This window comes from Streptomyces sp. NPDC006516 (genome assembly GCF_040611875.1).
Classification (GTDB): Bacteria; Actinomycetota; Actinomycetes; order Streptomycetales; family Streptomycetaceae; genus Streptomyces.
Window position 1 is genome coordinate 18,326 of sequence record NZ_JBEXPD010000014.1, and the last position, 13,117, is coordinate 31,442.

The 13,117-nt window shown below is 71.0% G+C and carries 16 protein-coding genes; 10 read left to right on the top strand and 6 right to left on the bottom strand.

Annotation, left to right across the window (positions count from 1 at the left end; genetic code table 11):
• The first annotated feature begins 18 nt into the window (after nucleotides 1-18).
• Nucleotides 19-477: a MaoC family dehydratase gene (locus ABZY45_RS29065; protein ID WP_356744601.1), complete on the top strand. Its 459-nt coding sequence runs from the start codon at nucleotides 19-21 to the stop codon at nucleotides 475-477.
• 169 nt (nucleotides 478-646) lie between these two features.
• Here ABZY45_RS29065 and ABZY45_RS29070 read toward each other — a convergent pair whose 3' ends face one another.
• The gene (locus ABZY45_RS29070) at nucleotides 647-1,447 is read right to left on the bottom strand and encodes a chaplin (RefSeq protein WP_356744603.1); all 801 of its coding nucleotides are present in this window, start codon (nucleotides 1,445-1,447) and stop codon (nucleotides 647-649) included.
• A 289-nt stretch (nucleotides 1,448-1,736) separates the two neighbouring features.
• Between ABZY45_RS29070 and ABZY45_RS29075 the strand changes: the two genes are divergently transcribed.
• From ABZY45_RS29075 to ABZY45_RS29100, 6 genes are all read left to right on the top strand, one after another.
• Complete coding sequence (locus tag ABZY45_RS29075; RefSeq protein ID WP_356744605.1) at nucleotides 1,737-2,138, top strand: rodlin; 402 nt, start codon at nucleotides 1,737-1,739, stop codon at nucleotides 2,136-2,138.
• A gap of 263 nt (nucleotides 2,139-2,401) precedes the next feature.
• Nucleotides 2,402-2,593, top strand: coding sequence for a chaplin (locus tag ABZY45_RS29080; protein WP_356744895.1), 192 nt, complete (start codon nucleotides 2,402-2,404; stop codon nucleotides 2,591-2,593).
• 191 nt (nucleotides 2,594-2,784) lie between these two features.
• A complete protein-coding gene (locus tag ABZY45_RS29085) occupies nucleotides 2,785-3,087 on the top strand; it encodes a hypothetical protein (protein ID WP_356744607.1) in 303 nt (100 codons plus the stop codon).
• 188 nt (nucleotides 3,088-3,275) lie between these two features.
• Nucleotides 3,276-3,686: a rodlin gene (locus ABZY45_RS29090; RefSeq protein ID WP_145812626.1), complete on the top strand. Its 411-nt coding sequence runs from the start codon at nucleotides 3,276-3,278 to the stop codon at nucleotides 3,684-3,686.
• A 277-nt stretch (nucleotides 3,687-3,963) separates the two neighbouring features.
• Nucleotides 3,964-4,200: a hypothetical protein gene (locus ABZY45_RS29095; protein WP_356744609.1), complete on the top strand. Its 237-nt coding sequence runs from the start codon at nucleotides 3,964-3,966 to the stop codon at nucleotides 4,198-4,200.
• A gap of 194 nt (nucleotides 4,201-4,394) precedes the next feature.
• A complete protein-coding gene (locus ABZY45_RS29100) occupies nucleotides 4,395-4,802 on the top strand; it encodes a rodlin (RefSeq protein WP_356744611.1) in 408 nt (135 codons plus the stop codon).
• Nucleotides 4,803-4,904: 102 nt separating this feature from the next.
• Here the strand turns inward: ABZY45_RS29100 and ABZY45_RS29105 are convergent, their stop codons facing one another.
• Nucleotides 4,905-5,402, bottom strand: coding sequence for a DUF5949 family protein (locus ABZY45_RS29105; protein ID WP_356744613.1), 498 nt, complete (start codon nucleotides 5,400-5,402; stop codon nucleotides 4,905-4,907).
• 318 nt (nucleotides 5,403-5,720) lie between these two features.
• Here ABZY45_RS29105 and rsgA point away from each other — a divergent pair, with 318 nt between their 5' ends.
• The gene (gene rsgA, locus ABZY45_RS29110; RefSeq protein WP_356744615.1) at nucleotides 5,721-6,869 is read left to right on the top strand and encodes a ribosome small subunit-dependent GTPase A; all 1,149 of its coding nucleotides are present in this window, start codon (nucleotides 5,721-5,723) and stop codon (nucleotides 6,867-6,869) included.
• 50 nt (nucleotides 6,870-6,919) lie between these two features.
• On the opposite strand, the gene ABZY45_RS29115 is transcribed toward rsgA, so the two are convergent.
• Both ABZY45_RS29115 and ABZY45_RS29120 read right to left on the bottom strand, forming a co-directional pair.
• Nucleotides 6,920-7,402, bottom strand: a complete 483-nt coding sequence (locus tag ABZY45_RS29115; RefSeq protein ID WP_356744617.1) for a DUF456 domain-containing protein — start codon at nucleotides 7,400-7,402, stop codon at nucleotides 6,920-6,922.
• A gap of 78 nt (nucleotides 7,403-7,480) precedes the next feature.
• Nucleotides 7,481-8,467 (bottom strand): helix-turn-helix domain-containing protein, encoded by a 987-nt coding sequence (locus tag ABZY45_RS29120; RefSeq protein ID WP_356744619.1) that lies wholly within the window; start codon nucleotides 8,465-8,467, stop codon nucleotides 7,481-7,483.
• 309 nt (nucleotides 8,468-8,776) lie between these two features.
• Here ABZY45_RS29120 and ABZY45_RS29125 point away from each other — a divergent pair, with 309 nt between their 5' ends.
• Both ABZY45_RS29125 and ABZY45_RS29130 read left to right on the top strand, forming a co-directional pair.
• Entirely contained in the window at nucleotides 8,777-10,246 is a 1,470-nt protein-coding gene (locus tag ABZY45_RS29125) for a protein phosphatase 2C domain-containing protein (RefSeq protein ID WP_356744621.1), read from the top strand.
• A gap of 62 nt (nucleotides 10,247-10,308) precedes the next feature.
• Nucleotides 10,309-12,051 (top strand): pyruvate dehydrogenase, encoded by a 1,743-nt coding sequence (locus tag ABZY45_RS29130; RefSeq protein WP_356744623.1) that lies wholly within the window; start codon nucleotides 10,309-10,311, stop codon nucleotides 12,049-12,051.
• Nucleotides 12,052-12,100: 49 nt separating this feature from the next.
• Here the strand turns inward: ABZY45_RS29130 and ABZY45_RS29135 are convergent, their stop codons facing one another.
• Both ABZY45_RS29135 and ABZY45_RS29140 read right to left on the bottom strand, forming a co-directional pair.
• Nucleotides 12,101-12,490: a barstar family protein gene (locus ABZY45_RS29135; RefSeq protein WP_356744625.1), complete on the bottom strand. Its 390-nt coding sequence runs from the start codon at nucleotides 12,488-12,490 to the stop codon at nucleotides 12,101-12,103.
• Nucleotides 12,491-12,659: 169 nt separating this feature from the next.
• A complete protein-coding gene (locus ABZY45_RS29140; RefSeq protein ID WP_356744627.1) occupies nucleotides 12,660-13,055 on the bottom strand; it encodes a ribonuclease domain-containing protein in 396 nt (131 codons plus the stop codon).
• Nucleotides 13,056-13,117: the final 62 nt, after the last annotated feature.

A 13,117-nucleotide genomic window follows, 5' to 3' on the forward strand; every position in this document is an offset into this window, starting at 1 on the left:
GCAGAACGGAGTACCGCCATGGCGCTCGCCGCGCACGGCATCCCGGAGATCCTCGCCCTCGGCGGACGCGACCTCGGGCGCTCGGAGTGGAAGGAGGTCACCCAGGAGCTGATCGACGCCTACGCGTACGTCTCGGGCGACCACCAGTGGATCCACACCGACGTCGAGCGCGCCGCCGCCGGACCGTACGGGCGCACCATCGCCCACGGCTACATGGTGCTGAGCTGGGGTATCCCGATGTTCGCCGAACTGCTCCAGGTGAGCGGCGTGGGGCGGGCGCTCAACTACGGCGTCAACCGGGTCCGCTACCCGGCACCCGTCCCCGTCGGCAGCCGGGTCCGCCTGCACGCGAGGGTCACCGGGGTGAACGAGGTCGCGCGCGGCGGCGTACAGATGACGCGGGGCTTCACCTTCGAACTCGAGGGCTCCGAGAAGCCGGCCTGCGTCGCCGAGTCACTCACGCACTTCTACCCGTAGGCCCCGCCCACCCGCAGGACACGCGACGGCGCCCGCCCGGAATCTCCGGGCGGGCGCCGTCGCGTGGAGCGGGATCACCGGACGCTGTCCGCCTTCTTCGGCGTCCTCACCACGGCCGGGGCTGCCGGATGGTCCGCCTGCGCGCCCCCGGGTCCAACAGCCGGTTCGGCTAGTTACGGGCTCCGCGGGTGCGGCGCATGAGCACCGCGCCGCCGAGGAGCAGTCCCGCGCTCGCACCGGCGGCCAGGCCGATGTCACCGGCACCGGTCTGGGCCAGCTGAGGGCCGGGTGTGTTGGGGCCGGGGGTGGAGGCCGGGGGCTCGTCCACCGGGGGCTTGGAGGTGGGCGGCTCGACCGGAGGCTTCGAGGTGGGGGGCTCCTCGGTGGGCGGCTCGACGGTGGGGGGCTCCTCGGTGGGCGGCTCGACCGGCGGCTGCTCGTGGTCGTAACCGCTGTCGTTGACGCAGGTGTTGCCGCCGGCGGGGTTGAGCAGGCCGACGACGTCCACCGTGTTGCCACAGGCGTTCACGGGGATGTCCACCGGGGCCTGCACGACGTTGCCGGACCCGACGCCCGGCGAACCGACGGCCGCACCCTCGGCACTGGCACCGGACGAACCGTGCCCGTTACCGCCGTGGTGGCCACCGCCGCTGTGCCCACCGCCGTAGGCGTCGTCCCCGTACGAGCCCCCTCCGTGCCCGCCGTTGCCGTGCCCGCCGTCGTGCGAGCTGACGTTGGCGCAGCTGTTGCCGAAGGCCGGGTTCAGCAGGGCGATGACGTTGACCGTGTTGCCACAGACGTTGACCGGGACGTGGACCGGGACCTGTACGGCGTTGCCCGAGCCGACGCCGGGCGAGTTGGCCGCCACTGCGCCGGCCGAGGAGTCGGCGTGCGCATACCCTCCCGCGGCGGACAGGATGCCCGAGGCCGCCGCCATGACGATCATGCTTTTATTCAGAACCTGTCGCATTACATGCCCTTCTCCGGAAAATTCGCGTGGGCGGTGACCCTGATGGAAGTCATTCCATCGACGCGGACGAATCCGTAACGAGCGAACCGGCGCGAGGGATGCGGGGGAAACTTGAAGAGTCGTGGAAATTGTGTAACCACCCGAAAGAGACACGTACGCGTGTTCGTGCGAACGGGGTACCGCGTACCGGCATTCGGGTGAACGGGTGCCGCGGAGGGGAACCAAACGGCCGAGGCCGAGTTGATCAGGGAGCTCCGCCGCGGGGCAATCGGTACGAGAAGGGTTAATCGTGATCAAGAAGGTTCTGGCTACGGGTGCCGTCGCCGCCTCCATCCTCGGTCTCTCGGCGACGAGCGCCATGGCGATCGGTGACGACACGGGCACCACGTCGATCAACGGCAACGGTGCCGAGTCGGAGTTCGGCAACAGCGAGACCAAGGGCGACCAGAGCCCGCAGCTCAGCCTCGTCCAGGGTTCGCTGAACAAGCCCTGCGTCGCCCTGCCGGTCAAGGCCAACGTCGGCTCCCTCATCGGGCTCATCCCGATCGCGGTCCAGGACGTCAACGTCCTCTCGAACCCGCAGAACCAGCAGTGCACCGACAACTCCACCCAGGCCAAGGGCGACGAGCCGCTGTCGCACATCCTGTCGGACATCCCGGTGCTCTCCGGCAACGGTGCCGGCAACAGCTGACCGGGCTGCAAGACCGGTCCGGGCCGCCGACACTCCTCCATCGTGCGGCCCGGGCCTGCATCATTCGGGCGGTTTTCCGAGAAACGTGTCACAGAGCGTTTCGTCGGCGCCTCCCAGTCGTTACGGATGACAACACCGGAGTCGCGAGCGCATTTCAGAGAATCGCTCACACGGCACGAAAGTCGTGTCGGCCCAGGACTCCGCTGCAGAAAGGGACCAAAGTGAAGTACACCAAGGCTGCCGCCGTCGCCGCAGGAACCCTCATGGCGCTGGGTGGCGCTGCTCCGGCCATGGCGGACTCCGGCGCCGAAGCCGTCGCCGCCCACTCCCCGGGCGTCCTGTCGGGCAACGTCGTCCAGGTTCCGATCCACATCCCGGTGAACGTCTGCGGTAACACCATCAACGTCATCGGCCTGCTCAACCCGGCGTTCGGCAACGTCTGCATCAACGACTGAGGTTTTCCCGGTCGAGCCGACGGTTCGTCATGAAAAGGCCCTGGAGCGCACGTCCTGCTCCAGGGTCCTTTCGCGTTCCTTCCGGCCGGGCGAGGTCCGAGGAAATCCGGTGACGCACAGTTTCCCCGTGGGCCGTCCGGTCGTTGTCCCGTGCAAAGGCGGCGGACGCCGCCGACGAAGGGATTCGAGAAGTGAAGTACGCGAAGACAGTCGCCCTTGTCGCCGGTTCGGTGGCCGCTCTCGGCGCTGCCGCTCCCGCCTCCGCCGCGACCACTCCGACCGCTCCCCGGATCAGTCTCACCGGTGGCATGAACGAACTGACCTCCGCGGTCCCGCAGGTCCCCGACCAGGTGGTGAACCCTGTCGTCGACGCGGCCGGCCGTACGGCGGGCGCGGTGCGTGAGGACGGCACGATCGCCAGGTCCGCGGACGCGGTGGCAGAGGTCGCGGACTCCGCCGGCCCGCTCCTGGGCGGTCTCCCGCTGGGCGGCTGACCCGTCGCGGGTGCGTCATCCCCTCGGGAGGCGCCATTTCCCTGACGTATTTCACGTACCGCATACCGCATCGGTGATGCCGGGAAGAGAAATCGTTCGAGTGAAGAGGCGCAACCGAAACCCTCCGGGCGGAGTTGTTCAGAATGCTCCGGACAGGCGGGCAACAGATTAACCAGAAGGGCACGTTCATGATGAAGAAGATTCTGGCGTCGGCGGCAGTCGCCGCCTCCGTCGCCGGTGTTTCCGCCGCCGCGGCCCCCTCGGCCATGGCGATCGGCAACGACCAGGGCACGACGACGGTCAACGGCAACGGTTCCGACCAGTACTACGGCAACAGCAGCACCCACGGCGACATGAGCCCGCAGATCGGCCTCATCCAGGGCTCGTTCAACAAGCCGTGCATCGCGCTGCCCGCCAAGGCCAACGTGGGCTCGCTCCTCGGCCTCATCCCGGTCTCGGTCCAGGACATCAACGTCCTGTCCTCGCCGCAGAACCAGCAGTGCACCGAGAACTCCACCCAGGCCAAGGGGGACGAGGCTCTGTCGCACATCCTGAACGACATCCCGATCCTCTCCGGCAACGGCGCGGGCAACAACTGACACCGCGCGACCACGGCCTCCCTGAGCCCATCCCCGGCCAGGGTGCAGAGTTCCCCGCCTTGTCATAGTCCGTGAGGACCTGTGGGGCCAGTCCGTCATCGAGGCGACCGACCGTCGGTCGGGAGCCCGGGCGTACCGGCCCCACACGTCTGTCCGCGTCCGCTGAGCCGCCCCCGGCGCCCCCGGTCCGCACGTCGGGTAGCCCGATAGTGCGGAAATTGGTCTGGTTGACGCATGCACGGCCGACGGCGATGGTCCGGCCGGGTAGGGCCTCCTCATGGACCCGTACGACAGCTGCCACCCGACCGGACGTGACCGGTTGCCCGAAAGCTCCACACCCATCTACGACCGCTTGCTCGCCGAGTGGCGTGAGGCCGCTCGCCGCGATGCCGCGCGGCAGCCGGGGGACACGGCATCCGGCCCCGGGCAGTCCGGCGCCGTGACCCCCCGCCGTGCCGGAGCCTTCGTCCCCGCGGCACGTACGGCGGCCGGGGCGGACGACCGCAACGGCTAGGCCCTCTCGTTCGGCCATGCCGGGCTCGCGTGCCCTGGAACCGCCCCCGGACCCGCCTGATCCGGACGAAAGGCCCTGGTGAGACGTCGACCCGGGACCGGATCCAACCCGTTCGAGTGGTGTAGCGGAACCGAACCCTCCGTTTGGGGTTATCAGTACGTTCCACAACGGGACGCTCCGAAAGGTGAAGCGTGATGAAGAAGATGATGGCCGGCGCCGCCGTAGCCGTGTCCCTGATCGGTCTGTCCGCTGCCGCGGCCCCCGCGGCGATGGCGATCGGCAACGACCAGGGCACGACCACGATCAACGGCAACGGTGCCGAGTCGGAGTTCGGCAACAGCGAGACCCGGGGCGACCAGAGCCCGCAGCTCAGCCTCGTCCAGGGCTCGCTCAACAAGCCCTGCATCGCCCTGCCGGTGAAGGCCAACGTGGGCTCGCTGATCGGGCTCGTCCCGATCGCGGTCCAGGACATCAACGTCCTGTCCAACCCGCAGAACCAGCAGTGCGCCGACAACTCCACCCAGGCCAAGGGTGACGAGCCGCTGTCGCACATCCTGAACGACATCCCGGTCCTCTCGGGCAACGGCGTCGGCAACAACTGACGCCCCGCGGCGCCGGGGAGCACCGGCGCGGCGAACGAACCGCGCACACGGCGATGCCCACCACTCCACGGGGGGTGGTGGGCATCGCCGTGTGTCCGGTGGTCAGCCCAGGCTGCGCACCGGGAGCAGGCAGTGCGCCGAGCTCGCGATGACGGCGGGGTCGCCCACGAAGGCCCGCAGCTGCTCCTCCCCGACGGGCTGCCCCGGCACGGCGACGGGCCACGGGCGGGTGGCGAACATCCCGTGCACCGTGCCCTCCGCCCGCGCCGCGGCAAGCCACTCCGGCGGCACGCTGTACTGGGCCTTGAAGTGCGGCAGTGTCAGGACGGCCTGGCCGGCCTGCACGAGGAGCTTCACCGGGAGGTTCGGCATCCCCGTGGCGTCGAGCGTCTCGCCGCCCACCCGCAGCCCGCTGCGTTCCAGCGCCGTACGCATGGCCCGCTCCCCGGCCTCCGGGCCGTCCGCGCCGTCCCCGAGGGAATAGGCGAGGAGGAACGCCGTCTCGCGCCCCTCGGGGTTCGCGCCACTCCAGCCGATCAGGATCTGGGTGCCCAACTGGGCAGGTGAATAAGGGAGGGTGGGGGATTTGGGTGAGGTCATGTCCGGCACACTAACCGCCCGGGACCTGACGTTGTGCACGCGTATCACCTGATCGTGGAGTATTTACGCCAACTCGTGCCGAACGGCCGGACGCGGACTCCCGCCGTAAAACCTGTTGACGTCACGGGGAGCACTCCGGCTACTGTGTGCGGAGTTCGAGGAACCAGGAGGTGAGGACATTGATGACTGTCGTCGCGGTGGGCGCTGCCCACGACCCGAAGCACATCGATCCCACCCCCGTGGCCGCCGGCTGACCTCGACCTTCGATCCCCGCGCCTGAACGCGCGTTGCCGGGGCCGCCCTTGTGAAGGGTTTCCCTTGTCTTTCTCCACTTCTCAGACTTCTCCGTCGCACCCGCTCGCACCGTACGGCTGGGACGACGACTGGGCCTGTGCCTTCACCCCGTACGCCGAGCAGGGGCTCCTGCCGGGACGCGTGGTGCGGGTCGACCGCGGACAGTGCGACGTGGTCACTCCGCGCGGCACGCTCAGGGCCGACACCGCCTTCGTCGTGCCCCGCGATCCGATGCGGATCGTCTGCACCGGCGACTGGGTGGCCGTCGACCCCGACGGCGACCCGCAGTTCGTCCGCACGCTCCTGCCCCGTCGCACCGCCTTCGTACGCTCGACATCGTCGCAGCGCTCCGAAGGCCAGGTGCTCGCCACCAACATCGACCACATCGTCATCTGTGTGTCGCTCGCCGTGGAGCTGGACCTCGGACGGCTGGAACGGTTCCTCGCGCTGGCCATGTCCAGCACCGCGGGGGACGCGCTGCTCGGCGACGGGACGCGGACCGAGTACGAGGCGCAGCCCCTCGTGCTGCTCACCAAGGCCGACCTCGTCCCCGACCCCACCACGCTGTCCCACCTCGTGGAGGACATCGAGCGCATCGCCCCGGGGGTCCAGGTGCTGCCCGTCAGCTCCGCCACCGGGGAAGGCGTCGACGTGTTCGGCGCGATCGTCGGCGGCGGCACGAGCGTGCTGCTCGGCACCTCCGGGGCCGGCAAGTCCACCCTGGCCAACACCCTGCTCGGCCAGGACGTGATGCACGTACAGGCGGCGCGTGAGGTGGACGGCAAGGGCCGGCACACCACCACCACGCGCAACCTGCTCGTGCTGCCGGGCGGAGGCGTACTGATCGACACCCCCGGGCTGCGCGGGGTCGGGCTCTGGGACGCGGAGGCCGGCGTCGGCCAGGTCTTCTCCGAGATCGAGGACCTGGCCCGGCAGTGCCGCTTCCACGACTGCGCCCATGAGTCCGAGCCCGGCTGCGCGGTGCTCGGCGCGATCGAGGACGGGTCGCTGGCGGAGCGGCGCCTGGACAGCTACCGCAAGCTGCTCCGGGAGAACCTCCGCATCGCGGCCAAGACCGATGCCCGGCTGCGCAGCGAGACCCTGCGGGAGTGGAAGCGCAGGGGCGCGCAGGGCAAGGCGGCCATGGAGCTGAAGCGGGGCCGTACCCGCTGACGGAAGCGGGCGGGGGTGCCGGGGCCGACGCGGCCCCGGCACCCCCGGCCTCAGCCCCAGACGACCGCTCCCAGCCATGCCCCCACCGCCAGCAGGCAGAGGAACAGCTCCAGGAGGACCGAGTACCCCGTCGCCCGCATCACGGACCTGAGGGAGGCCCGGCCCGCGGCCCGGCTGCCCAGCCGCAGGCGCTCGGCGCCGTAGACGGCACCCACGTACCCCAGGATCCCGCCCACCACCGGGACCACGAAGAACCCGGCGATCGCCGCCAGCCCGCCCGCCGTCAAGGTCTTGCGGGGTACCCCCGTCTCGTGGGGGCGGCGCGGGGGCATCAGCGCCTTGAGCGCCTGGTTCAGCAGCAGCAGAGCCGTGGCGCCGATCAGCACACCCCAGGCGACCTGCGTCGGGTCCGTCAGCGCCCACCAGAGCACGGCGGCCCAGATGATCGCCTGCCCCGGCACCCCCGGCACCAGCACGCCGACCAGGCCGAGCAGCATCAGCGCCCCGACGGCGACGAGCTGCCACACACTCATTCGACCAGCGTGCAGGAGTCCGCCGCGTCCCGCCCGTCAGCGCGGGCCCGCCCGGGGGCGAAGCCACGGCCGGGGCGGTCAGCGCGGGGCGCGGGCCACCCAGCCGCGTTCGTACGCGTGCCAGCCCAGCTGCAGCCTGGTGGTGACCCCGGTGAGCTCCATCAGCCCTTTCACCCGTCGCTGCACGGTCCGCAGGCCCAGATCCAGCTGCTTCGCCACGCTCGCGTCCGTCAGCCCCGCCAGCAGCAGCGAGAGGATCTCCAGGTCGGTCGGATCGGCTCCCGGGCCGTTCTCCTCGCTGATGCCCTCGCTGCCCAGCCGCAACGGCATCGCGTCCCGCCACACCGCCTCGAAGAGCCCCATGAGGGACTCCAGCAGCCCACTGGCGTGGATCACCAGGGCGGCGGGCTCGGCGCCGCGGCCCGTCAGCGGCACCATGGCCAGCGTGGAGTCGGCGACGACCAGCTTCGTCGGTACGCGGTCGACCACACGGCACTGCTCGTCGCGGCCGAGCGCCGCCGACAGCTCCACGATCCCCGACGGCAGCGAGAGCACGTCCCGCTCGACGACCACGCGGTACGAGACGCCCCGCATCGACGCGCGTTCCTCGGACTCGTTCTCCATCCCGGTGACCGCGATGGGCTTTCCCGTGACCAGGGCGCACACCTCCGAGGTGGCGCCCAGCTGCATCTGGTGGAAGCGGTGGACCACCGCGCTCGCGCCCGTCACGACCTCCACGAGGTCGTGCACCGCGGGTTCGGCCGCCTCGGCCCGGTACTCCTCCGCCAGCAGGGCCGAGGCCAGCTCTGCCTGCTCCAGCTCGTGGCGCTGCTGCGTGAGCAGCGCGCCCAGCGCGACCCCGGGCGGTGCCGCGACCCAGCGGCCGGCCCTCGACGAGGACTGGGCCACGAGCCCCTGCTGTTCCAGCTGGCGCAGGGCGCGTTCCGTCTCGGCTTCCGGCTGGGCCAGCCGGCGGGCGAGATCGGAGAGTTCCGCGGCTCCGGCCGCGACCAGCGCCCTGTAGGCCGCTTCCTGTCTCTCGTCGAGACCTATCGCTGACAGCATGCTCGGCCCTCCCCGGATCGGTGCTCGCGCGTTCCCGCGCTCGTCGGGCGGGGTGTGACGTGGCGGGAACCGGCCACGGCGTAAACCCGCCTGGGTCATCATGCCCGTAGCGCCCGTCCCTCTGACAATCTGGCGGCACCTCAGTACCGATCGCCCCACGGGCGGCGGGCTGGGCCCGCGGACCGGCCCGCCGAGCGACCTTCCCGTGGGGGGTGGGGACGCCCGGCGGGTCTTCGCACGGACCCATGTCCGAGCCACTTTTTCGGGATGACCCGGTTTCGTACGCCCCGAGCGGTCGACACTATGGGCATGAGCCAGCAGGGGGAGCGGCCCGCCGCGCACGAGGACGAGTGGTGGCGCCGGCTGTACGACGAGACCGCCCCGGACACCGGACCGAGCGGCGCGGCCGACAGTCTCGACGACCGCTTCGACTCCGCGTCGGACGCCGTGGGCGAGGCGGCGCGACAGGACGATCACCCGGTCACGGCGGTGCCGTTGCCGGATCCGCGTCTGCCGCAGGCGGCCCCGCCGGCCGGCCGGGACACGCGAGGGCTGACGAATCCGCCGGTGGACCGCGACCCGCTGTCACCGGAGAACCCGGCGGCGGACCGTGGGGAACGGCCGGCTGCGGAGCAGGCACCTCCGGCCCCGCCCCCGCTCCAGGGCCGCACCGCGTTCGGCCCCGCCCCCTGGGAGGCCCCCGCCGGGCCCCGGTCACCACGTACCTTCGCCGTACGTGCTCCTGCCGCACCGCCTCCGGAGCCCGCGCCGCCGAAGGTTGTGCCCCCCGAGCCCTCCGAGTCCCCCGAGCCTCCCGCCGACCCCCCGCGCCCCGTCGTAGGCCACATCGGGGACAGGCCGCCCACCTACGCCGCGGAGCCCGCCGCGCTGCCCGCCTCCGGGCCCGAGGACCTCGACGCCCTCGTACCCGACACGGTCCTCGACGGCGCGCGCCACGGGACCTGCACACTGCGGGCCGCGTCCGTCCGCGGGGACTCGGCGCGCTTCCGCGGCGAGCCCCGGAGGGACGCCCTGCTCACCGCCCGCTTCGGCACCGGGGACGGCGCCCTGGTCCTGGTCGCCGTGGCCGGCGGCGCCCGGGGCGAGGGACAGGCCGCGCTTGCCGCAGCCGACGCCTGCCGCTGGATCGGCGGAGCCGTCGCCCGCAGCCACGCCCGGCTCTCCGACGACATAAGGGCGGGGCGCAGGGGCGACCTCAAGTCGGGCCTGCACCGCCTCACCGACCGGACCTACGGCAAGCTGCGCGCACGCGCCGCCGAACTCGGCCTCGAACCGTCGGCCTACAGCGCGGGCCTGCGCTGTCTGCTCCTGTCCGCCGACCCGGAGTGCCGCACCCGCGTCTTCTTCGGTGTCGGCCCCGGAGGCCTCTTCCGGCTGCGCGACGGCGTGTGGCAGGACCTCGACCCCGTGCTCCCCCCGAGCGGGAGCGCGACGAGTGAGGCCGGCCCCGGCGGCGACCGGCTGACGATGGATCTCCAGATCACCACGCCCCGTTCCCCGTACGCCGGTGAGCCGGCGCCACCGCCTGCCGAACCGTTCAGGTTCCGGGCCTCCGTCGCCCGGCCGGGGGACGTCCTCCTGCTCTGCGGGAACGGCTTGGCCGAGCCGATGCGCGGGGAGCCGGCGCTCGCCGAGGAACTGGCCCGGCGCTGGACGGCCGGCGGCCCACCGGGTCTCCCCGCCTACCTCGCCGACACCCAGCTCCGTGCCAAGGGTTACTCCGACGACCGCACGAGCGCGGCGGTCTGGGAGGCGTAACGGCTCACGTCGTGGGTTGATGGAGTGCAGATGCAGCCGGAGGCAGAGAGGGTACGGAACCCATGGCCAAGCAGAACGTGTCGGAACAGTTCGTCGACATCCTCGTGCGGGCGGGGGTCAAGCGGCTGTACGGCGTCGTCGGCGACAGCCTCAACCCCGTGGTCGACGCCGTCCGGCGTAACGCCGCCATCGAGTGGATCCAGGTCCGGCACGAGGAGACCGCCGCCTTCGCGGCAGGCGCCGAGGCCCAGGTCACGGGCACCCTCGCCGCCTGCGCCGGGTCCTGTGGGCCGGGCAACCTCCACCTCATCAACGGCCTGTACGACGCCCACCGCTCCATGGCCCCGGTCCTCGCCCTCGCCTCCCACATCCCCTCCAGCGAGATCGGCCTCGGCTACTTCCAGGAGACCCATCCCGAGCTGCTCTTCCAGGAGTGCAGTCACTACAACGAGATGATCTCCAACCCGCAGCAGATGCCGCGTCTGCTCCAGACGGCCATCCAGCACGCGATCGGCCGCGGTGGAGTGAGTGTCGTCTCCATGCCGGGCGACATCGCCTCGCAGCCGGCCCCGGAGAAGTCGATCGAGCACGCCCTGGTCACGTCGAGGCCCTCCGTGAAGCCGGGCGACGAGGAGATCGAGAAGCTCTGCCGCATGATCGACGAGGCCAAACGGGTGACGCTCTTCTGCGGGAGCGGCACGGCGGGCGCGCACGCCGAGGTGATGGAGCTGGCGGAGCGGGTCAAGGCCCCGGTCGGCCACGCACTGCGCGGCAAGGAATGGATCCAGTACGACAATCCGTACGACGTCGGTATGAGCGGACTGCTCGGCTACGGCGCGGCGTACGAGGCGACCAACGAGTGCGATCTGCTGATCCTGCTGGGGACCGACTTCCCGTACAACGCCTTCCTGCCCACCGATGTGCAGATCGTCCAGGTCGACGTCCGCCCCGAGCACCTGGGCCGCAGGTCCAAACTCGATCTGGCGGTCTGGGGCGACGTGCGCGAGACGCTGCGCGCCATCACACCGCGGGTGAAGGCCAAGACCGACCGCAAGTTCCTGGACCGGATGCTCAAGAAGCACGCCGACGCACTCGAAGGCGTGGTCAAGGCCTACACCCGGAAGGTCGAGAAGCACGTCCCGATCCACCCGGAGTACGTCGCCTCGGTCCTGGACGAACTGGCCGACAAGGACGCCGTGTTCACGGTGGACACCGGGATGTGCAATGTCTGGGCGGCGCGCTATCTCACGCCCAACGGGCGGCGCAGGGTGATCGGTTCCTTCAGTCACGGCTCGATGGCCAACGCGCTGCCGCAGGCGATCGGCGCCCAGTTCACCGACCGGAACCGCCAGGTCGTGTCGATGTCCGGCGACGGTGGATTCACCATGCTGATGGGTGACTTCCTCACGCTCGTCCAGTACAACCTGCCGGTGAAGGTCGTCCTCTTCAACAACTCCTCCCTCGGCATGGTCGAGCTGGAGATGCTGGTGGCAGGGCTGCCGTCGTTCGGGACGACCAACAAGAACCCCGACTTCGCCGCCATCGCGCGGGCCGCGGGAGCCTACGGCGTACGGGTCGAGAAGCCCAAGCAGCTGGAGGGCGCGCTCAAGGACGCCTTCAAGCACAAGGGGCCCGCGCTCGTCGACGTGGTCACCGATCCCAATGCCCTCTCCATCCCGCCGAAGATCAGCGCCGACATGGTCACCGGCTTCGCCCTCTCCGCCAGCAAGATCGTGCTGGACGGCGGGGTCGGCAGGATGCTCCAGATGGCCCGCTCCAACCTCCGTAACGTGCCGCGTCCCTGAGCGGCCATGGGCCGCTCCCACGAGGCGCGGGTGGTGGCGGAGGCGCGGCTCACACGAGGCGCAGGGTGCCGGGAGCGGTCCGTTCGGTGATGATCTCCACCAGCTGGTCGAAGAGCGTCGGCCCGCGGCCCGCCCGGGCATCGGCCAGTTTCGCCTCGAAGAGGCTCCGGTTGGTCGGGTGTACGCGCGGGAGGAGCCGCTCCAGCCGGCGGGCGGTCTCCTCGTGGCCCAGCGCGCGGGCGGAGTGGGTGTGGTCGCGCCACTCGATGACGAACACGCCGTCGTCCGGGGTACCGAAACCACCGCTCAGGCAGTCCGCGAAGGCGTCGAGGCCTCGGCCGAAGTAGCCGCCGGGGCCGTTCACCGCCTCGCCGATCGCGTCCCAGAAGCTCTCCAGGCCGGTGATCCCGGAGCCGTCGATCACATAGGTCACGGTCATGCGTGGAGCGTACAAGCGGGTTCTCCAGGGCGGCTGTCGGCGGCCCCGAGGCCGACGGTCCGGTGGGCCGTCCGGTCGGGTCGCTGGTCGCGCCGCGCCTGTCGCCGGTCCGGTGGCCCGCGCCGCAGGTGGGGGACTACGGCGCGGACCGGACCGGGGGAGTGACTGCTCAGCAGTCGTGGTCGACCAGGTCGAAGGACTCGTAGTGGTCGGCGGTGTAGTAGTCCTCCTCGACCGCTTCGCCCGTCACGATCCGGCGGGCGCCGCGGTCCGGGGAGCCGGGCGTGATGACGGTGTACTCGTGGTAGTAGCCCGCCCCTTGGCTGGGCAGCAGCGCTTCCCGGTTCTGGAAGACGGTGCCGTCCTGGTCGTACGGGAACGGGCCGCCCGCCTCGATGAGGTCGAGCGTGTCGTGGGCCTGGGACGGCAGCGCGGAGTAACAGACGCTGCCGACCGCGGCGGCCGAGGGGGTGGCGGCCGAGGCGGAGACCGGCCCGCCGACGAAGAGGACGGACATGAGGGCGGCGACGCCGCCGAGCGTGGTGACCCGTGGGGGGATTCGCATGACTCCTATGATGACGCGCGTAGATCCCCATCCGTCAACGCCAACTCTTGTGAATTTTCTGG

Excerpts from the sequence above, each read along its gene's own strand:
- ABZY45_RS29065 (WP_356744601.1), top strand. The coding sequence starts at position 19 with ATGGCGCTCGCCGCGCACGGCATCCCGGAGATCCTCGCCCTCGGCGGA.
- ABZY45_RS29070 (WP_356744603.1), bottom strand. The coding sequence starts at position 1,447 with ATGCGACAGGTTCTGAATAAAAGCATGATCGTCATGGCGGCGGCCTCG.
- ABZY45_RS29080 (WP_356744895.1), top strand. The coding sequence starts at position 2,402 with ATGGCGCTGGGTGGCGCTGCTCCGGCCATGGCGGACTCCGGCGCCGAA.
- ABZY45_RS29090 (WP_145812626.1), top strand. The coding sequence starts at position 3,276 with ATGATGAAGAAGATTCTGGCGTCGGCGGCAGTCGCCGCCTCCGTCGCC.
- ABZY45_RS29095 (WP_356744609.1), top strand. The coding sequence starts at position 3,964 with ATGGACCCGTACGACAGCTGCCACCCGACCGGACGTGACCGGTTGCCC.
- ABZY45_RS29100 (WP_356744611.1), top strand. The coding sequence starts at position 4,395 with ATGAAGAAGATGATGGCCGGCGCCGCCGTAGCCGTGTCCCTGATCGGT.
- ABZY45_RS29105 (WP_356744613.1), bottom strand. The coding sequence starts at position 5,402 with ATGACCTCACCCAAATCCCCCACCCTCCCTTATTCACCTGCCCAGTTG.
- ABZY45_RS29115 (WP_356744617.1), bottom strand. The coding sequence starts at position 7,402 with ATGAGTGTGTGGCAGCTCGTCGCCGTCGGGGCGCTGATGCTGCTCGGC.
- ABZY45_RS29120 (WP_356744619.1), bottom strand. The coding sequence starts at position 8,467 with ATGCTGTCAGCGATAGGTCTCGACGAGAGACAGGAAGCGGCCTACAGG.
- ABZY45_RS29125 (WP_356744621.1), top strand. The coding sequence starts at position 8,777 with ATGAGCCAGCAGGGGGAGCGGCCCGCCGCGCACGAGGACGAGTGGTGG.
- ABZY45_RS29130 (WP_356744623.1), top strand. The coding sequence starts at position 10,309 with ATGGCCAAGCAGAACGTGTCGGAACAGTTCGTCGACATCCTCGTGCGG.
- ABZY45_RS29135 (WP_356744625.1), bottom strand. The coding sequence starts at position 12,490 with ATGACCGTGACCTATGTGATCGACGGCTCCGGGATCACCGGCCTGGAG.
- ABZY45_RS29140 (WP_356744627.1), bottom strand. The coding sequence starts at position 13,055 with ATGCGAATCCCCCCACGGGTCACCACGCTCGGCGGCGTCGCCGCCCTC.